General features: G+C 27.7%; 14 protein-coding genes and 1 pseudogene. 13 read left to right on the top strand and 2 right to left on the bottom strand.

Translation table 11 applies throughout. From position 1 onward, the window contains the following. The 9 genes and pseudogenes from QZ286_RS06570 to ilvA form a co-directional block, all read left to right on the top strand. A pseudogene (locus tag QZ286_RS06570) lies at positions 1–534 on the top strand (hypothetical protein); the annotation flags it as partial. Between the two features lie 17 nt (positions 535–551). Continuing rightward, complete coding sequence (locus QZ286_RS06575) at positions 552–4,826, top strand: PAAR-like protein (RefSeq protein ID WP_291256174.1); 4,275 nt, start codon at positions 552–554, stop codon at positions 4,824–4,826. Positions 4,827–4,843: 17 nt separating this feature from the next. Beyond that, complete coding sequence (locus tag QZ286_RS06580; protein WP_291256175.1) at positions 4,844–6,547, top strand: phage baseplate assembly protein V; 1,704 nt, start codon at positions 4,844–4,846, stop codon at positions 6,545–6,547. Positions 6,548–6,568: 21 nt separating this feature from the next. Next, positions 6,569–7,387 (top strand): hypothetical protein, encoded by an 819-nt coding sequence (locus QZ286_RS06585; protein WP_291256176.1) that lies wholly within the window; start codon positions 6,569–6,571, stop codon positions 7,385–7,387. Beyond that, positions 7,377–7,691 carry a hypothetical protein gene (locus QZ286_RS06590; protein ID WP_291256177.1) on the top strand — a complete coding sequence of 105 codons (315 nt, stop codon included), beginning with the start codon at positions 7,377–7,379 and terminating at the stop codon, positions 7,689–7,691. The genes QZ286_RS06585 and QZ286_RS06590 overlap by 11 nt, the downstream gene beginning before the upstream one ends. Before the next feature lie 377 nt (positions 7,692–8,068). Further along, positions 8,069–8,764, top strand: coding sequence for a biotin--[acetyl-CoA-carboxylase] ligase (locus tag QZ286_RS06595; protein WP_291256178.1), 696 nt, complete (start codon positions 8,069–8,071; stop codon positions 8,762–8,764). A gap of 10 nt (positions 8,765–8,774) precedes the next feature. Next, positions 8,775–9,818: a tRNA 2-thiouridine(34) synthase MnmA gene (gene mnmA, locus QZ286_RS06600; protein ID WP_291256179.1), complete on the top strand. Its 1,044-nt coding sequence runs from the start codon at positions 8,775–8,777 to the stop codon at positions 9,816–9,818. Positions 9,819–9,964: 146 nt separating this feature from the next. Then, complete coding sequence (locus QZ286_RS06605; RefSeq protein WP_291256180.1) at positions 9,965–11,143, top strand: NADP-dependent malic enzyme; 1,179 nt, start codon at positions 9,965–9,967, stop codon at positions 11,141–11,143. Positions 11,144–11,501: 358 nt separating this feature from the next. Continuing rightward, positions 11,502–12,704, top strand: a complete 1,203-nt coding sequence (gene ilvA, locus QZ286_RS06610; RefSeq protein ID WP_291256181.1) for a threonine ammonia-lyase — start codon at positions 11,502–11,504, stop codon at positions 12,702–12,704. 52 nt (positions 12,705–12,756) lie between these two features. Here the strand turns inward: ilvA and QZ286_RS06615 are convergent, their stop codons facing one another. Continuing rightward, on the bottom strand, positions 12,757–13,407 hold the full coding sequence (locus QZ286_RS06615) for an epoxyqueuosine reductase QueH (RefSeq protein ID WP_291256182.1): 651 nt from the start codon (positions 13,405–13,407) through the stop codon (positions 12,757–12,759). After that, complete coding sequence (locus tag QZ286_RS06620) at positions 13,404–16,205, bottom strand: ATP-dependent DNA helicase (RefSeq protein ID WP_291256183.1); 2,802 nt, start codon at positions 16,203–16,205, stop codon at positions 13,404–13,406. Before QZ286_RS06620 ends, QZ286_RS06615 begins: the two co-directional genes overlap by 4 nt. Positions 16,206–16,368: 163 nt before the next feature. Here QZ286_RS06620 and QZ286_RS06625 point away from each other — a divergent pair, with 163 nt between their 5' ends. From QZ286_RS06625 to QZ286_RS06640, 4 genes are read left to right on the top strand one after another with little or no spacing between them, the layout of a single operon-like run. Next, positions 16,369–17,058: a YoaK family protein gene (locus QZ286_RS06625; RefSeq protein ID WP_291256184.1), complete on the top strand. Its 690-nt coding sequence runs from the start codon at positions 16,369–16,371 to the stop codon at positions 17,056–17,058. Positions 17,059–17,082: 24 nt separating this feature from the next. Beyond that, positions 17,083–17,748 carry a response regulator transcription factor gene (locus QZ286_RS06630; protein ID WP_291256185.1) on the top strand — a complete coding sequence of 222 codons (666 nt, stop codon included), beginning with the start codon at positions 17,083–17,085 and terminating at the stop codon, positions 17,746–17,748. Then, positions 17,732–19,057 (top strand): HAMP domain-containing sensor histidine kinase, encoded by a 1,326-nt coding sequence (locus QZ286_RS06635; protein WP_291256186.1) that lies wholly within the window; start codon positions 17,732–17,734, stop codon positions 19,055–19,057. Before QZ286_RS06630 ends, QZ286_RS06635 begins: the two co-directional genes overlap by 17 nt. Before the next feature lie 31 nt (positions 19,058–19,088). Then, on the top strand, positions 19,089–19,415 hold the full coding sequence (locus QZ286_RS06640; protein ID WP_291256187.1) for a hypothetical protein: 327 nt from the start codon (positions 19,089–19,091) through the stop codon (positions 19,413–19,415). Positions 19,416–20,296 lie beyond the last annotated feature (881 nt).

The raw sequence follows: 20,296 nt of genomic DNA on the forward strand, positions 1-20,296 counted from the left end.
AATCCAAAGTTTTTGCCAGAGTATAAAAAGAGATTAGAAGATGGAAGTTTACCTTTTCTAAAAGGAGGCATTTATATCTTTGGAAGGGTGGAGAATGATGAAGATAGAGAGTGGTATAGGAAACAGATTTACGAATTTGTACAGTTTATGAAACAGACAGGAACTTTTGAATACGTCAGCTTAGAAATCTTTATAATAGATGAAAGAGTATTAAAAGATAATATGATAAACAATAATAAAGTTTTAACTATTTTAGAAAATAATAGAAAAAAATTAACAAGAAAAGAGTTCTTTAACTTAAGAAATGAACTTTTAGGAAAATATCCTACAAAAGATGTCATTAAAAGAAATATGTTACAAATAAATAAAGGAGCATATATAGAAAATGGCATTAGAGATATGTTTTATCAAGGAATTGTATTTTATAAAAAGCTCAATTCTCCAAAATATATTGAAAGTAATAATTTAGAAGGGAAGAAAAAATTAAATTATAATAACTTAGAAGAGTTACAGTTTGAGTGGGAAAAATTTTAAAATTAAAGGAGAAAATTATGAGTATAATAGATAAAGAATTGTTAGCAATTTGTAATTTATCAAATTTAAAAATGGAGTTTGCTAATCTAAAAAAAGATATAGAAACAACAGAAGATTCTCAAGGAGAAAATTACACAAATCATACAATCTATTCACTCTTAGAGCAAGAAAGAGAAGCTATATTAAATCCTGATAAAGGTAAAAGAGTTTTTATAGAAAAGAATGATATGGACGACGAAAATGAAGTAGGAGAAATAATATATAAAGATCTTCAAGAATTAAAAAAAAGAGCTGGAGTTGTATATGAATATTTTGAAGTTGCAAAAGAAAATAATCCAGAAGGGCAGTTTACAAAAGAATGGGAGATATTAGGTGGCTTTGATGGGTATGATTTAATAAGTAGCTATTTTGACCTTACAGCAGAATTAGGAGATAAAGGTGTTTTTTCAAGGTGTTGTATGAAGAATGCTCTTAAAAAATGTTCAGTTAACTATCCTAGAGATTGTCCTGAAAATTGTTCAAATAAAGATATCAGAAAAACCTTTATTTATTCTAATACTGATGGAAATATTCTTAAGGATATTTATGGAGTTGAAGAAAAAATTGAGATAACAGAGTTTGATACGACTATTGATGAAAGAGAATATTTTAATACATATATAAATAAACTGCGAGATAAAAAATTTTATCCTACAAGAGCAGAGATAAAAAATAAAAAAGAGATGATTAAAATATTTGAAAAAGTTGCTTATGCAGTTACTCTTGCTTCTATAATTATTCCAGCGCTTGGAAGTAAAGGAAGAAATGATATTATAGGTGGAATAAGAAAAGTAGGAAATCCGTTTAAAATATTAAAAAGTGAGTGGCATCTTAATTCTTCAGATGTTCACAAAGTATTAAGATTATATAAAAATGATAAAAAAAGAGCAAATGAAGAGCTTTTAAAATTGATCAAAAAAATGGCAGAAGAAGAAAAAGTAAGAGGAAAATGGATAAAAAATGAGATTGATAATATTTTAGTTAATTACTCTGAAAAAGATATAAAAAATCTAAAATACATTGTATCAGGAAAAGAGGTATCAAATTTAGACGAAATACTTACTTTAAAAAATATAAAAAGTATAACTTTAGAAATAAGTGGAAAAAAAGTTAAAATAACAGGGATTTCAAAAGGTGTTAAAAATTTCTTAAAAAGTAATTCAAGAGAGTATAAAGAGACATTGAAGGAGATAGAAAAGAATTTAAATAGTTATTTTGATAATTATTTAGAGGAGTATTTAACAAAATATTCAAAAGGAATGCTTTTAGGGTTAAAGGAAATAAAAGAATTTGTCATACCGACAAAAATATTTACAGAGGGATTTGAAGAATATATGAAGACAGTTTATTCAAATCTAGAGGGAAATTTTGTTACATTTTTTTTAGGACATTTAAGTTATGTTAATTCATCTGAATTTAGAACAAAGTTAACAAAAGACTTTATATCATCAGCAATAAAAAATATGAAAAATAATATAAAGATATTAGGTAAAGAGTTAGGAATAGGTAATTATATAGGGGCTTTTTTAATAGATTTACCATTTCTAACCTATAATTTGTTAAATTATGTAGTAGAAAATATTCAAGACTACATGACTTCAATAGAATTAGATAATATAGCCGAAGAAGAAAAAGAAAAATTAAATGTATTAGAAAATACAATGAAAAGTTTAGTAGAAAAAAAGAATAAGACAAAATTATATTTATTAGAAGAACATTTAAATATAGAATATGAAGGATTTAGAGTAATAGTATTGAGAAAAAAAGAAACAAAAGATATAGTATTCTGTTTTAGTAATGCACAAAAAGGAACAGAGGTTAGGAAAAATATAGAGAGTGAGAAAATTTTAAATGAAACAGTATTAATGACACTAGTAGATTCTTTGGTACTGGGAAAAATAATAACAACAATATCAGAACAAGGAGAAAAGATAGAAGATTATAAAATAACAGTAACAGGTTTTGGATATGGAGGCGATTTGGCAGACTTATATTATGTAAGTCAAGAGTATTTAGATATATTGGAGTTAAAAAAAGATATAAGAACATTTAAATATAGTTATAATACATTAATAAAGTCATTATATGAGTTTGAACCAAAAGATATAGCAATGTATTATAATATTACTGCAAATAGTATAGGACAAGTAATGAGGAATGAATTATCACTTGATAATCCAGCTGATATGACATTTATTGTTCTAGCACTACTTATAGAGATTGGATTTAATGGTTTTACATTTTTATTTGGAAGTGTAATAGTAAAGGTTATATTAAGTATAAATAGATGGGGAAATGAAATAAAAAATAATAGAGTTATAAACGAGTTATATGTAAAACTTTGTAAAAATCAAATTTTTACTTGTAATAATTATAATAACTGTTTAAATTGTAAAAGGTTGAATAATAATATGAACTCATATACAACTGATATAACGATTAAACCTATACAAGATGTACTAAAGATATTGAAAGATAATACAGAGAAGTACTCTATAAAATTAGAAAATGAAAACAATGTTTCCGATGATGATTATCAAGGAGCTATTTTTATTTATGAAGATATTAATTTATCTTTAGAAGACTATCTTGAATTGAAGCTTGAATTAGAATTGAAAAAAGAATTTAGTTTATTTGATTTTTTTACAACTAATGTAAAAAAAATTAAAATTGAAGGTAATGATAAAAACTGCATTTATAGAAGTAAAGAGTTAAGTTTTGGAGAAGCCAGTGAGAAGGCAATCGAAGATGAATATTCATTAGATAGGAGTGTAAAGGAGAATAAAAAAATTTTAGATGCTTTAAAAAATAGAAAGTTGGAAATTACGAAAGATTTTATGATCTATAATGGACCAGTTATTGAAAAAACATCAAAAAGCTTTTATTATGAGTTTTATCTAAAAGAAAATAGATATTGTATAGAAAAATATATGGTAGTAGAAAAATCATATAGTCAAGAACATTCGTGGACAGCTCCAACATCAGGAGGGAAAAAAATAGAAAATCTTTATACATATAAAGAAAAGCCAGTAATTTTAGAAAAGGAAACTAACAAATTTGTTTCTTTTTTAGAGATGAATAGAGAACAAAAAGAAAAAGTAAAAAAACTAGTAGAAGATAAGACGTGCTATTTATTATTGGGTAAAGAAACAAATGTAATAATAAAAAAGATTAAAAATTCGCTGAGCGTTCATGTAGAAGATGAAAGTGATTATAGCTATGAAAGTGAAAACTGTATTTTTCCTTTTTTGACAGACAATGGAAAAATTAATTTAGATCTATCAGGAACAAGTAATTATCTAAAATTAAATAAGAAGTATATAGGTAGTATACTTAGAAGTATACCGTCTAGTTATTATAAGGATTATTCTTTTTATACTTTACCAGAGTTTGAAAATCTAAAAATGCAATCATTGATTAAAACTTCAGAAAAGTTAAATTATTTAGGAAATTCAAATTATTCTCCAGTAGATTCAGAAGGAAATTTAAGATTATTAGGAAGGCATTTTTATATAGTTAAAGAAAATAAAGAGGTTGGTAAGTATTTTGAAATGGCTGAAACAATGGAAGATACGTATACACTAAAAGAAAATATAGCTGAACGTTTATTAAATAATCTAAAAAGATATACAAATAGAGATAAAGTATTAGCTTATCAACAGGTACGTGACTACATAAGACATATAATGTTAAATAGAGATTATTCATTATTTGATGAGTATATGAAAATAGAAGAAGTACAAATAAGTCAAGGACTTCAGAAGAAAATAATAATAGGTCATATGGAGAATAACAAATATAATGATAAAACAATTCAATATTTATACAACGATGATAATATTAAAAGAGGATTGTATGAGGAAATTCTTTATGTAAAGGCATTTAAAAAGGGTGAAATACAGCTAAAAGCAGAGTTGGATGAACTTGTAAGTGGAGCTAGTTTGAATTGTTCTTGTGGAGAAGGGGAGATCTATTTTTATCCTAAAAATAATAAGGGAATGGAGATAAATGGTAGAACTATAGCTTCAGAGATTGATACAAGTTTAGATTGTTTTGATTGTTCTAAAATGTATTGCCGAAAAATAAAAGGGAGATGTAGTCCTAATTTTCAAAAGAAATGGAATAATCCAGGAAAATGTCAAGGTAACAAAGGAGCTAAAAATTTAACAACAAGTAGCCAACTTAATTGTATAGGAAGAGGAAATGTCTCAGTAATAAGAAATGGTATAGAGAAATCTAAACAAACAAATTAATTGTAAGGAGAAAAAATATGAATGGCGAGAGATATGTAGAAGATACAAGATATACTATTGAAGATTTCGAAATAGCATATATGACAGGAGAGAATGATGTAAAAAAAACACAAATAAATAATAAAAATTATACTTTGACAAAATTTGAAATGAAATTTAAAGAAAATACTCATACAATTGTTAACTTAGAATTAAGAATAAAAAATGTTCCTCATGAGGAATGGATAGCTTTTTATGAACATAAAAAAGTTGTAGTAATTTCATTTAGAGGAAGAAAAATATTCAGAGGAGTTGTTGAAAAATATATTTGTGAAAATTATTATTCTGATGAATATATAATAAAACTTAATTTAAAATCATACAGTGAGATTTTAGACCGATATAAAAATTATAAAGTTTTTCAAAATTCCAACTTAACATATAATGATTTAGTTTTATTAATAGAAAAAACATATAAAAATATAAAAATATTAGGAACAGAAGATGGTAATCGGTTATTAACTGAACTTTTAACTCCAATATATAAAGGATTAGTAATACAATATGATGAAACAGATTGGGAATTTCTAATAAGAATAGTTTCTCATCTTCAATTAGCAGTATTTAATACTGAGAACGGAGGTATTACAATAGGACTTTCAAGAGAAACCTCAGTTTCAAAAATATGGAATGAAATTCAGAGCAATCTTTCAGAAGTAAGAGAAAATGAAGAAACCTATTATGTAGGAACAAATTTATCTTTTTATTTATGTGGGGAAAGAATTTTTCTAAAAAAAGACTCAATAGAAGAGGAAAAAAAGCTTTTGGGATATGTAACAGAAGGAGTTATTACATTAGAAAATTCTATATTTAAAGGGGAATATACAATAAAAAAAGAAGATTTTATTTTTCCAATACAATCTAATAAAAAAATAAAAGGGTGTGCAATTGAAGGAAGAGTTAGAAGAGTTCCACTTAAAAGTAAGAATAATATATCTTATTTAACAATTGATTTTACAGAAGGATTAGAAAAAATAAAAAGTATTCGAGAAGAAAAAGTAAGAAAAAAAGTAAATAGAGCAGATTATAACTATTTAATAAAAATAGCTGATAAGACCTCTATGATGTCAGAAGAGTTATCAGGGAGAAGAAGATTTTACTTTCCGTATGCGACTCCATACTCTAAAACTAAAACGGGATTGTTCTGTACACCTGAAATAGGGGATAAAGTTATTGCTTTTTTTCCAAGTGACGAAGAAAGTGAAGGGTATATATTAACTGCTATAAACAATGAAAATAGTATTAGATTTTCTAATCCTTTTGAAAGAAATTATACTGTTACAGAAGATGAAAAAGAATTATTAATTCAATTAACACAAGATATGAATGAAACATTAAATTATGTTAAAGATATGAGTACTATCAATTTTGAAGATAAAATTTTATATAATTTTAAGATTTTTAATGATGCAAGGAATTTAAGAGTTTATGTAAGAGATGGAATTTCAGAAGAAACAACAACTAAAGGACTTCTAACAACTAATATATTAGATATTGAAAGTAAAAATAAATATAGTTTAAAAACTAAAGAAGCAGAGGCAACTATAGTAGAAAAATCTATTGAAAAGGTAAAGGAGAGAATTAGTCAAATTGAAAAAGAGGAAATTTCAGGAAATTTAAGAGAAGAACATGTAAATGAGATAAAAATTATGGCTAATTCTCACAAAGTTGAAATAAAATAGGGTGCATAGAGAGGAAAGTATATGAAAATAGAGTTTTTAGATGATGGAGTAATAAATAGGTATATATTAAACTATGAAGAACAACTCATTTTGAAAAACAATGAAATATTAAATAATATTAGTTCTTTAGAACTTGACTTAGGGATGGATAAAAATACCTTAGAATTATATATATATACAGAAAAAAAGCAGAATGAAGCAACTTCGTTAACAGATTCTTTAGAACTTTTAAATACTGCTTTTGAAAAAATTCATTATGAGCTGAATTCAGATGGAACTGTTAAATCTGTTAATAATTATTTAGAAATATTAGATAAGTATTCTGTTCTTTATGAAATGATAAAAAATAGCACAGTAAGGGAGTCGTTATTTAGCTTGAGTGGTATTGTAAATAACTCAAGTAAATGTAATGAGTTATTAAAAAGATTTTCAATAATACCATATTTATGTATCGGGTATTGTAATCAAGAGTTAAAAGAAAGAATCCCTTTGATAAAAGAAGGGATGTTGTACAATATCTATGGGAATGAGGATATAGAAGTAAGGTATGAAATCTATGATGCTTCAAGTAAAGAAGATGAAAAGATGGTTTTAATTAAAGGAAAAGAAAGCCCCAATTTTGATAGGAAGAAATTTATATCAGAGATACATAATCTTTTTTCTGATATTCCATTATATCAAATTGGAATTTTTGATTTTACTTGTAATGGAAAGTATATTTATTCAATTGAGAATATACTAAAATATATGGAATTTTCAGTGAAGATTTTATTAAAAGGAATATTTGAATATAATGTAATTTTTAAATTAGTAATGAAAGAGGAAGAAAATGGAATTTAATATGTTTACTAAAGTTACATATATGAATTATTTAAAAGTTATAGATGTTATATCCACTACAAGTTATGAGAATTCTGATGAAAATATTGAAGAAAAAAAAACAGAGATTAATATTTTAATAGATAACTTAAGAAAAAATAATGAGCTTTTTTTCTATCCAGTTTTAGAAGCAGTATCGAGATTAAAAAATTATATAGATATAGAAGAAGAAAAAATAGAAGAGTATAAAATTGGATTAACAAAAGAAGAAGTAATAAAATTAAATAGATTTTCTACATTTAGATATATAAAAATAGAAGAATAAAAGATTTAAAATTGAACCGTTAAAAATAGTTTTGGCATTCTAGTTAGAATCAACATAGGTGTATTGTATTAGAAAATTTAAAAATTTTGAGTACTATATACCTTTTTTATTTTTTGCTAAAAATAAAAAAATATTACAGTATTATTATGATATAATAGAAGTAAAGATGAATAGATGTGGAGGAAAATATATGTCAAGTGGAAAACAAAGAGTTGAGTTACAATCTCAAATTTGGAAAATAGCAAATGAGCTTCATGGAGCTTGAGATGAAAGTTTGAAGTATTCAGAACTTAATGGTGAAATTATAACTGAAGAAATTAAAAAAGATGTAATCAAAACAAAAAGATATTTATAATCAAAATTAGAAAGAGGTTGAGATGCGAGTATTTAAGTTTGAAGAGATTGATTCTACAAATAAATATTTAAAATCTAGAAAAGAGTTAAAAAATTACGATTGTGTTATAGCTCAGACTCAAACTGCTGGAGTAGGACGACGAGGTAATATATGGGTTTCTAATATGGGAATGGCTCTTTTTTCTTTTGCTTTACAAGAGGATAGGAGCAAAGAGATAGAGGAGTACAAGAGACTTCCCTTAATAGTTGGAATATCTATTTTATCAGCTTTAAAAAAAATAGAGGATTTAGACTATAAGTTTAAATGGACAAATGATATATATTTAGAAGATAAGAAATTGAGTGGTGTTTTAGTAGAGAAAATAGATGATTTTTTTATAATTGGTATAGGTATCAATATTAATAATTTGGATTTTGGATATGCTCAAGAGAGTGCTATCTCTCTAAAAAAAGTTACAAATAGACACTATATTATTGATGATGTTATCTATTGCATAATAAATGAGTTTAAACTTTATTTGGAAAAAGAGTGGACAGAGATTTTAAAGGAGATAGAGCATTATGATTATCTGTTAAATAGACAGATAGAGGTAATAAACGATGGGAAATCTCTTGGAGTAGGTATTGCCACAGGAATAGATAGAGATGGAAAGCTTTCTGTTAATATAGCTGGAGAGAGTTTAAAATTTGATATAGGAGAGATACATATAAAAAAATAAAGAGGTGCTAATGGATAGAAATAGAGTAGTTATAGGTATGAGTGGTGGAATAGATTCCTCAGTATCTGTACATTTATTGTTACAGGAGGGATATGAGGTTATTGGGGTAACACTTAATCATAAAAAAGAGGATTCTTTGAAATATGAGATTCAAGCAGCACAAAAAGTTGCTGAATTTTTTAATATAAAGCATAGAGTTATAGATATAGAAGAGATTTTTCAAAAAGAGGTAATAGATGACTTTTTAAGAGGTTATTCTAGCGGGATAACACCCTCGCCTTGTGTTATATGTGATGAGAGAGTAAAGATGAAGATACTCTTTGATATAGCAGAGGAAGAGGGAGCTTACTACATAGCTACAGGTCACTATTGCTCAACAGAGTTTAATGATGAGTATAAAAGAGTACTATTAAAAAGAGCTGAGGATATAAAAAAAGACCAAAGCTATATGCTATATAGACTTACAGGAGAGAGGATAGAAAGACTTTTATTTCCTCTGTTTAAATATACAAAAAGTGAGATAAGAGAGATTGGTAAAAGTATAAATTTAGAGATACATGATAAAAAGGATAGTCAAGGAATTTGTTTTGCTAAGGCTGGATATATAGATTTTTTAAGAGCTAATTTGAAAGATGAGATAAAAAAGGGAGATTTTGTAGATAGCAGTGGTAAGAAGATGGGAGAACATCAAGGTTATCAACTCTATACAATTGGTCAGAGAAGAGGCTTAGATCTAAAATTACCAAGAGCCTATTTTATTACCCAGATAATACCAGAGAGAAATGAGATTGTTTTAGGTGAGTATGAGGAACTAGCCAAGAAGAGAGTTGAGCTAGTGGAGTGTAAATTTGCCGTTCCACTAGAAGAGTTAGTTGGAAAAGAGTTAACAGGTAGACCAAGATTTTCAAGTATAGGGGCTTTGGGAATGATAGTAGAAGAGGAAGGTAAAGTATATTTTGAATATAATGTAGATAATGTACAAAATGCCCCTGGTCAGCATTTAGTTATTTATTCTGGAGATTTTGTATTAGGTGGTGGAATGATAAAATATTAAAAAAATTTTTTCAAAAAAATATCTTGAGAAAATAATGTACTGTAATAGTTATTTGCTACAAAAATAATACACAAAATCCTTTACTTATTTTATGAAAAGGAATATAATGAGAATGTAAGGAAAAAAATCTAACTGGAGGAATGAAAATGGCAGATGTATATGAGAGAGCACTAGAACTACATGAACAAAATAAAGGTAAATTATCAGTAGTTTCTAAAGTTAAAGTAGAAAATAGAGAGGATTTAAGCTTAGCATACTCTCCAGGAGTAGCAGAACCTTGTAGAAAAATAGCAGCAAATAAAGAGGATGTATATAAATATACAGGAAAAGGAAATTTAGTAGCGGTAGTTACAGATGGAACTGCTGTATTAGGATTGGGAGATATTGGACCAGAGGCTGCACTTCCTGTAATGGAGGGAAAATGTGTGCTATTTAAAGAGTTTGGAGATGTTGATGCTATTCCAATTTGTTTAAATACTAAAGATCCTGAAGAGATAATAAGAACAGTTAAACTAATAGCACCAGGTCTAGGGGGAATAAATTTAGAGGATATTTCTGCCCCAAGATGTATTGAGATAGAGACAAGATTAAAAGCTGAATTAGATATACCTGTATTCCATGATGACCAACACGGAACAGCTATAGTTGTTGCAGCTGGAGTTATAAATGCCTTAAAAGTTGTAAATAAAAAGATTGAGGATATAAAAGTAGTTGTAAATGGAGCTGGAGCAGCTGGAAGTTCTATAATAAAATTGATAAAAAAATTAGGTGCAAAAGAGATAATAGCTGTAGATAGAGTTGGAATTTTAAGAAGAAGTGAAAAAGATAAGTATGACTTCTCTAAAAAAGAGTTGGCTGAGATTACAAACTCACAAGATATAAGTGGTGGACTTGCAGAAGCAATAGTAGGTGCAGATGTATTTGTAGGAGTATCAGCTCCAAATGTATTGACAAAAGATATGGTGAGAACTATGAATAGAGATGCTATCGTTTTTGCTATGGCAAATCCTACACCAGAAATTATGCCAGAGGATGCTTTAGAGGCTGGGGCAGCAATAGTAGGAACAGGAAGATCTGACTATCCAAACCAAATCAATAACGTTTTAGTATTCCCAGGATTATTTAAGGGTGCATTGAGAGCAAAATCTAAAAAAATAACTGAAGAGATGAAAATAGCTGCAGCTAAAGGTTTAGCATCATTGATAAAAGATGAGGAGTTAGAGAAAAACTATATTATTCCAGATCCTTTTGATAAAAGAGTTTCAGAAGCTGTTGCGAGTGCAGTAGAAAAACTAGCAAAAGAGCAAGGAATTTGTAGAGAGTAAAAAATTTGATAAATTATTAATAAAATACTACCAGTAAAAATAAAATTTATTGGTAGTTTTTTTTAATTAAAAATAAATATTATTTATTTAAATAGCGAGTATATAAAAAAAGAAAAATAAAAGAGAATAAATCTACATTTATTTTAATTTTCTTTAAACTGAAAACAACTAAGTTTTATTCACAAACAAATCAATATATATAAATAAATATATGCTAGTATAATAATTAATAAAATATATTTTAACTCTACAAAACAAAGAATTTTTTTTATAAAAAATAGTACGAAATTTGACTAAAATGAATTATAAGTTTATAATTATATTACAAAGCAAACTTATTCTTTGAGGAGGAGTAAAAATGACTGTAACTTTAGAAAGAATTAAAAAAGCAAAAGAAACGATAGAAAACTCAATAAAAAGAACACCTTTAATAGAGTGTCCAACATTAGAAGAAGAGTTTGGTGGAAAGGTATTTTTTAAATTAGAAAACCTACAAAAAACAGGATCTTTTAAAGTGAGAGGAGCTTTAAACAGAATAGCTAATTTGACTGAAGAGGAGAAAAAAAGAGGAGTAATAGCATCTTCAGCTGGAAATCATGCTCAAGGAATAGCTTTAGGAGCAACAGCTCAAGGAATAAAAGCCACAATTGTTATGCCTGAGACAGCACCAATAGCAAAAGTAGCAGCAACTAAAGGGTATGGTGGGCAAGTTGTATTACATGGAAGTGTTTATGATGATGCTTTTGCAAAAGCTTGTGAGATACAAAAAGAAACAGGTGCAGTATTTTTACACCCATTTGATGATGATGATGTAATAGCTGGACAGGGAACAATAGGACTTGAAATATTAGAAGATGCAAATGATATAGATACAGTATTAGTTCCAATAGGAGGAGGAGGTATCTTAGCTGGAATAGCAACAGCAGTGAAATCTCTTAATCCAAATATAAGAGTAATAGGTGTAGAGTCAGAAAATGCAGCTTCAATGACAGAAGCTCTTAACAAAGGTGAGTGTTGTGAAGTTTGTGCTCAACCTACAATTGCAGATGGAATAGCAGTAAAAAAAGTTGGTTGTAAAACATTAGAGTTAGTAAAAAAATATGTAGATAAAGTAGTTACAGTTTCAGAAGCTGAGATAGCAGAAGCAATACTATTCTTGATGGAGAAGAGTAAAGTTGTAGCAGAGGGAGCAGGAGCTACACCACTAGCAGCAATCTTAGCTGGAAAAATAGATTGTAAAAATAAAAAAACTTGTGCAGTTGTATCTGGAGGAAATATAGATATAAACTTAGTTGAAAGAGTTTTAAATAGAGCCTTGATAAATAAGGGTAGAAGATATCAATTCAAAGTAAAGGTACACGATAGATTTGGAGAGATAGAAAAACTTTTAGGACTACTTACAGCTAATAGAGCCAATGTGTTACATATAACTCAAAGTATGTATAATGGTGATTTAGGAATAACTATGCAAGAGGTAACATTGGTTATGGAGTGTAGTGATATCCAACATAGAGATAGAGTGTTAGAGAAGATAAGAGAAGCTGGTTATGAGATAAAATAGATTAGTAATAGAGAGTAGCTTAAGTAAAAACCTAAGCTACTCTAATTTCTATTTAAACTGTTGTTTGAGATGATTCTTTGATCTTTTTATACTCCTCTCTTTCCATTTTTGAAAAGACACAACCACAGTAATCTTGTCTATAGAGATTATACTCTTTAGAGATATTTACAGACTGGGCATAACGATTTTTCTTTTTAAAATCTCCATTTAAAAATTTAACTTGGTATTTTTCACCTAAACTTTCTCCAAGTTCATTTATCCATTGAGAGTTTTTCATAGGGCTGATACTAAGAGCTGTAGAAAAATAGTCAAATTCAAGCTCTTTAGCTTTTAAGGCAGTTTCTTCCAAACGCAGACCATAACAACTAAAACATCTTTCTCCTCCCTCTTTGGCTTTCTCTAATCCCTTGACTTTTTCAAAAAAATCCTCTCGAGGACTATACCTTCCCTCAATAACTTCAATAGGGTAGTTTCTCTCTTCTAGATATTTTTTTTGTTCCTCCAATCTTTTAGTATATTCATCTTCAAATGTAATGTTAGGATTATAGAAAAATATTGTAATATGGAAATATTTTAAAAGATACTCTATTACAGCACAACTACAAGGAGCACAACAAGAGTGCAGAAGAAGTTTTGGTTTTCTTTCCAATTTTTCTATTTTTTCTATCTCCTTTTCCATTAGTAAATCATAATTTTGCTTCAAGATTCCTCCTTAATCATACAATAATAATTAAACTCACATTTAGAACATTTATCATCAAATTTTCTTGGCGGAAAATTTTTCTTTAAAAGTTCAGATGCGATTATATCAAATTTTTCAACACTTTTTTCAATGTTAGAACTATCTAAATCAATCTCAATTTTAGAATTTTCCTCATCAATATAATAGAGAGATGCCTTAATGTTTTCTAAGGAGTATTTGTCCTTTAAAAGATAAGCATAGATCTCCAATTGATGTTTATAGATTTCAAATCTACTTTTATCAAATTTACCTGTTTTAAAATCAATAATCTCTATTCCCAAAGGAGTTTTTTTAACAAGATCCAAAGTACCAATCATAATATAGTTTTTTTCAATACTGTATGCTTCAAATTCAGTGGCAACGATATCTTCTAAATTGCTATTTTCAAGATAGTTACTAATATGGTATCTAACTTTTTCACGAATCTCTGCTGGGAAGTTGGTTTTAAGTTCTTTTTCTAAAGAGTTACCAATATCGTTGATAATCTCCTCTAAATTATTATCAAAAAGATTTGCTAGAAAATCTCTGTGAACCTTTTCAATTACCCTATGTACAAAAATTCCATAAAAAGTGTCCTTAGAATAGAAAGGTTTAAATTTAAAATCCTTAATAAATCTATATTTTAAAGGGCAAAAATCATAGAGAAGAATATGCCCAGTATAAGATAGAAGTGGTTTTATCTCAACTTTTTTTAAAGTTTCAACATTCAAGTTTTCCAATTTAAATTTTTCATCAGTAACATATGGAATTGATTCATAGATAGATCTAAAAGTTCGTGAAGGAAGTTCATTTTTTCCAGATCTATTCTCTATGCTAGTAAGAACTAGAAGATTTTGAGCACGAGAAAAGGCTGTATAGTATATTCTCCAAAAATCAAACTCACTCTTCTTATCTCTAGGTTCAAAATTATCATCTAATCTCAAAAGTTCAGATAGTACGTCCTCTTCAGTTCTCTCCTTGAAAGCTGGAGTTGAATCTAAAGAGCCTACAATAACAATGGGAAATTCAAGACCCTTAGCTTGATGAAAAGTTAAAAATGGAATTGCTCCTAAAGGAAACTCCTCTTTATTTTCATATTCATCAATTTTTTTATGGTAGAGATTTTTTAAATAAACATTGAAAAAGTATTTTATAACTTTTTCAACATCATCTTTTTGAATATCTTCAACCTTTGATAATCTTTCAAATTTTTCTAAGAGTTCAGAAAAAACTCCTAAGTTGTAAGTCTCTCTTCCCTCTTTTACATTGTTGATATCAATTTTAATAAAGTTTTTAAAAGTATCAAATTGGAGAAGAGAGTAAAATATTTTTCTAAAACTTGGAATAAAAAGAGTCGTTTCATATGAGTTCTCTTTTCTTTTTTCAACTAACCAACTATAGAGTTCTTCATCATTTTTTATAACTTTTTTAAGAAGAGTAAGACACTCTTTATAGTAATCAAAAATTCTATTTCCACGATTTTGTACCTCATCAAGTATTAGATATTTACAGTGTGGAAAATATACTAAAAGAGCCCCAATTACCAATTTTATCTCTGATCTATCAAAGAAATCTTTTGATCTAGGTGAGTATATAGGAATACCTAAACTTTCTAGATGTTTTTTTAGCTCTTTTACATTGGATGATTGAACACTTCTAAAAAGAAATGCTACTTGACTATAGTCTTCAATCTTATTTGTAGTTTTTAAATTTTTAATAAATTTATATATATTATCCTTCCATTTTTTTTCAGAGTCTCCACCTATTCTGACTACTCCACTATAGTCTGGAAAAGAGCTATCAGTAGGAGGGACAATGTCCTTTCTAAAACGGAACTCTCTCCAATTGATGAGATTTATCCACCTGTTACAAAGTCTAATAATATCTTCGTGTGAACGATAATTGATATCTAAATTTATTTTTTTACACACTCCCTGTTCAAATCTCTCAGGAAATTGGAGAATGTTTTTAATGGAAGCTCCTCTAAAACGATAAATTCCTTGATCATCATCACCTACAACACAGATATTTTTATATTTTTCACCAAGCAAAAAGATTATTTTTTCTTGGATACTATTGGTATCTTGATATTCATCTATCATTATGTAGTGCATTTTATTTTTTAATTTTTCGAGAACATCTTCATTGTGAAGTATTCTATACATCTCTCTTTGAATAGTTGTAAAATCTATGATATTCTCTTCTACTAGCATCTCGTGATATCTCTTATGAGCACTCTTTAAAAATAGGATTTTTTTATTTTCAGTTTTGAGATTATCTAATCTTCTTCCCTCTTCATTGATTTTATTTAACCAGAATAATATCTTTTGACTTCTCTCCCAACTGTTATTAGCAGGAATATCTCTAAAAAATTCACGATACCCCTCTAACTCACTAAAATTTTTAATTCTACTATATATAAAAAATTGTTGGTCAACATCATCTAATACTCTATACCCTGATCTAAAGAAAGAGTATTCAATATTTTCATCAATGAGTCTTAAAAATATTGAGTGTAGTGTTCCAATATACATCTCATATAGATTTATCTTGTGTCCCAACTCTTTCAATCGTTCGGATATTCTTGTAATCAATTCTCTAGCAGCCTTTTCTGTAAAGGTAGAGAGAAAAATATTTTCAGGTTTAACTTTTTTTTCAGTCAGAAGATATATAGTTCTTTCTACCAGTGTTCTAGTTTTTCCAGAACCAGGTCCAGAGATAAGAAGAAGTGGACCTTCTGTAGTAGTGACAGCTTCAAATTGTTTGGTATTTAAATTCATATACTATTCCTCCTCTCTCATTGAGAGTATTATACCATAGATCTATTTTTTTCTCATTTCTTTTTAAAAATAGAATTTTATGATAAGAGTATAATATATACTTGAAATTTTCTAAAAAAAAGGGTATGATTTCTTATGTATACCAATAATTTAGGGGGAAAAAATGAAGGTTTTACATAGACTTTTATTAAATTGGATCTATATGTTATGTTTTTTGGGGGGATTTATAAATACTATAAGTATTGCAAAGTATTCCTATACAGTTTCACATTTTACAGGGCATGTATCAAAAGCTGCTATCAATATAGGAGATGGGAATTTTTTAGAGGTATTTAAAATTATGTCCATTATAATAGCTTTTGTTTTTGGTTCTACTATCTCAGGATATTTGGTTGATGGAAGAGAGTTCAATCTAAAGAGACGTTATGGATATTCAATGTTTACATTGGGATGTGGATTATTACTACTCTATGCAACAGTAAAAGATACTTGGATCTTCTTTTACTATCTACCATTTATGATAGGAGTTCAAAATGGGCTCTTTATATCATATAAGGGAGTTGTTGTAAGAACAAGTCATATAAGTGGGAATCTAACAGATACTGGAGTGTATATAGGGCACTGTTTGAAGGGGAAAAAACAGGATAAATGGAAGGTTTACTTCTGTATAGTTACAGTGTTGGTATTTTTATTGGGAAGTTTTTTTGGGATAGAGTTCTATTATTTATTAAGGGATAAGGTGTTTATAATAGCTGGGTTTGGATATATACTCATAGCTTGTATATATTTTTCATTGAGACACAGATATAGACATGTTCTCCATCTAACTGATGAACACTATCATTTTCAATAGTTTTATAGATTGAAAGGGGAATTGATGAAGAGAAAGATATTGATAATAGAAGATGAAAAAAGTTTAATAAATGTTTTACAGGATAACTTTAAACAGGAAGGTTTTAGTGTTGTTGTAGCTTATAATGGAGAAGAGGGGATAGAAAAGTTTTATTTAGAGAGTCCTCAATTGGTTCTTTTGGATATAAATCTTCCTAAAAAGACAGGTTGGGAAGTTTGTAAAGAGATAAGAAAGGTTTCAACACTACCAATACTTATGATGACAGCTAGAGATTCAGATGAAGATGAGTATAGAGGACTTGATCTAGGAGCAGATGACTATATTACTAAGCCATTTAATTTGAAGATTTTAACTTTAAAAGTAAAAAAGCTGTTGAAGTTAGATGATGTAAGTATATATAAATTTGAAGATTTTTCATTTGATGCTAAAAAAGGTGAGATAATCATTGAAAATAGTAGTATTGAACTTACAAGGAGAGAGATACAATTTTTAGAGTATATGATAAAAAATAAGGGAATAATATTTTCAAGAGAGTATCTTTTGAATGAGGTATGGGGTTTTGACTTTGATGGAGATGATAGAGTAGTAGATACCTTGGTAAAGAGAGTTAGAAAAAAGATGGACAAGTATAGCTATCTGTTGAAAACAGTGAGAGGTATGGGGTATAGCTTTGATGAGAATAAGAATTAATCTATTTAGAAAAATATTTATTTTTTCAATATTTTTAGTTATATTTACAGTGACACTTAGTTATGTTTTTAGTGTTTTTGTGGCAGATTCATTTTATATAGCTAGAAAAAAGAGTGAGATAAAAAAGATAGTTCCAACAGTAAAAAGATTGATGATTGATGAAAAAATATTGGAAGACTATGTTGAAGATATTAGAAACACTCAAGGGATAGATATATATATTTCAAATAACAATTACTATGACTCTTTTTATGGAATAGAGTATAAGGATAATTTTGATGATATAAAAGATGGATTTCATATTAACAATCTTGAACAGGGACATGTAATGTTACTGGTATATAAGGAGAAATTATCTCCAGAGAAAACTCTGTTTTTAAGCACATCACTATCTGTTATGAGTATGCATAGACATGAGGTATATTTTCTAAATTTAATCACCTTAGTAATAACATTGATCTTAAGTATAATTATAAGTAGGATATTTGCAAAAAAGATCACAAAAAATATATATGAGTTAAATAGGGTTGCAAAAAAAATTACAAAGCTAGATTTTTCCGAAAAAGCAGTAGTCAATACAAGTGATGAATTGTTAGAGCTAAGTGAGAATATAAATACTATGTCAAGAAGTCTCTCATTATCAATAGATAACTTAAAATCCTTTGTTTCCAATGCTTCACATGAGTTAAAAACACCTATCTCTGTTATAAATTCTCATGCACAATATTTATTGAAAGGAAGTCTGAAGAGTGAGGAGGAGCAGAGGAGATATTACAAGGCTATATTAAAAGAGAGTAATAATATGAATGAACTAGTTCAATCACTACTTTTACTATCTAGGTTATCCTCTGTAGGTTTAAAAATAGATAAGGAGGATTTAGATTTAAAACTAATAATAAAAAATAGTATTGAGAAATATGAGTTTTTGGAGTTGCAAAAGGATATTCAATGGAATATAGAGTTAGAAAGCGTGATGTTAGAAGGGAATAAAAAGTTCATTCAGATAGCAATTGACAATATTGTTCAAAATGCTTTAAAATACTCACCAGAAGAGAGTGAGATAAAGATATATCAAGATGGAGATTGTGTTAGATTTGAAAATCTAACATTGATAAGGGAAAATCTAAGTGAGGAGAATCTATTACAACCGTTTGCCAGAGGAGAAAATGCTACTGAATTAAAGATTGATGGTCACGGATTGGGACTTTCACTTATTAAAAAAATCTTAGAGCTTCATAGTATTCCATTTGATATAAAAATAGAAGAAGAGAAATTTATTTTTAGTTTGACATATTTAAGTCATAAATAAAAGGTATACTTATTTCAAGAGGTGATAGATAGTGAAAAGATTATTAGGAATATTGATGATGATATTAACAATAAATGTAATAAGTTTTGCTAAAGATAATATTGTGGAAACTGAGAGAGAGATAATTCCAAGACATATACATAAAATGCAAAAGATGGGACACCATAGAAGTGATCCAGAAACAGTTGAAGCAAGAACAATTATAGAGACTAAGAAATTAGAGATAAGAAAAGAGTTATTAAATGAAAATCCAGATTGGGAAAAGATAGAGAAATTAAACATAGAGATGGCAACTGAAGAAGCTAAATTGAGAACAAAGAGAATGAAGTTAAACTTTAAAAAAGAGTGCAAACATTAATAATTTTATAGAAGAAAAGAGATACACTACACACTTTTGTACCTCTTTAGAGAGTGTAAATAATCTTGTGTATTTACTCTCTTGACTAGTAGAATTAAATAATTTATTGAGACTGAAGAATTTAGATATTTTTCAGTCTCTTTTTATATTTTAGTGCAAATTGTTCTCTAATTAAATACCAAGCTCTTGCATATTCCAATTTATTATAAATACAATATCTTCATTAATGCCATTTGTAAAGCTAAATAACCTGCCTCTTCGTTTGGCGAAAGGTGTTCAAAATAATAGATGGGTAGTTTATAATAATTATCAACTTAAATATAATAAAATTTATAAATTTGTTAATACTTTATGTTCTTAATAATAATAAAAAATTCTACTATTGAATAAATAGATTTTTAATAATATAATAAGATTAAAATTGATATTTAATATAAAAAATGGAGAGGGATATATGAGAATCTTTAATGAATTAAAAGTGGAGATATTATCTATATTGCAACAATAGCTATTTTATTAAAATAAAGGAGAAGAATTTACAATTTATTAGGGAAGAGGATTTGCAGAAATAAAAGGAGTAGGATTAGATATAGGAGATAACTATGGAGGTGTACTACTTAATGAATCAGCTAACAAGTTTTATGGCAAGAAGTTGAAAGAATTATTTAGAGAAAATGTATTACCAGTATTAAAAATTGAAAGGGAAATTATGAGGAAGTTTAGACGAATATTAATAGTTTCAATATTACTTTTATTAACAGCCTGTGGAAGAGTAACAGAGGAAGAAGCAAGACAAGCATTACACAATAATCTACTAAAGAGATATGGAGAAGAATTTAATATTGGCTATATGGGAAGACGTTCTAGAGGGGATAAAGAAT

The sequence above is a fragment of the Fusobacterium sp. genome (genome assembly GCF_019012925.1).
Lineage (GTDB): Bacteria > Fusobacteriota > Fusobacteriia > Fusobacteriales > Fusobacteriaceae > Fusobacterium_A.

Coding starts and splice junctions, on each gene's coding strand:
- QZ286_RS06575 (WP_291256174.1), top strand. CDS start 552: ATGAGTATAATAGATAAAGAATTGTTAGCAATTTGTAATTTATCAAAT.
- QZ286_RS06580 (WP_291256175.1), top strand. CDS start 4,844: ATGAATGGCGAGAGATATGTAGAAGATACAAGATATACTATTGAAGAT.
- QZ286_RS06585 (WP_291256176.1), top strand. CDS start 6,569: ATGAAAATAGAGTTTTTAGATGATGGAGTAATAAATAGGTATATATTA.
- QZ286_RS06590 (WP_291256177.1), top strand. CDS start 7,377: ATGGAATTTAATATGTTTACTAAAGTTACATATATGAATTATTTAAAA.
- QZ286_RS06595 (WP_291256178.1), top strand. CDS start 8,069: ATGCGAGTATTTAAGTTTGAAGAGATTGATTCTACAAATAAATATTTA.
- mnmA (WP_291256179.1), top strand. CDS start 8,775: ATGGATAGAAATAGAGTAGTTATAGGTATGAGTGGTGGAATAGATTCC.
- QZ286_RS06605 (WP_291256180.1), top strand. CDS start 9,965: ATGGCAGATGTATATGAGAGAGCACTAGAACTACATGAACAAAATAAA.
- ilvA (WP_291256181.1), top strand. CDS start 11,502: ATGACTGTAACTTTAGAAAGAATTAAAAAAGCAAAAGAAACGATAGAA.
- QZ286_RS06620 (WP_291256183.1), bottom strand. CDS start 16,205: ATGAATTTAAATACCAAACAATTTGAAGCTGTCACTACTACAGAAGGT.
- QZ286_RS06625 (WP_291256184.1), top strand. CDS start 16,369: ATGAAGGTTTTACATAGACTTTTATTAAATTGGATCTATATGTTATGT.
- QZ286_RS06630 (WP_291256185.1), top strand. CDS start 17,083: ATGAAGAGAAAGATATTGATAATAGAAGATGAAAAAAGTTTAATAAAT.
- QZ286_RS06635 (WP_291256186.1), top strand. CDS start 17,732: ATGAGAATAAGAATTAATCTATTTAGAAAAATATTTATTTTTTCAATA.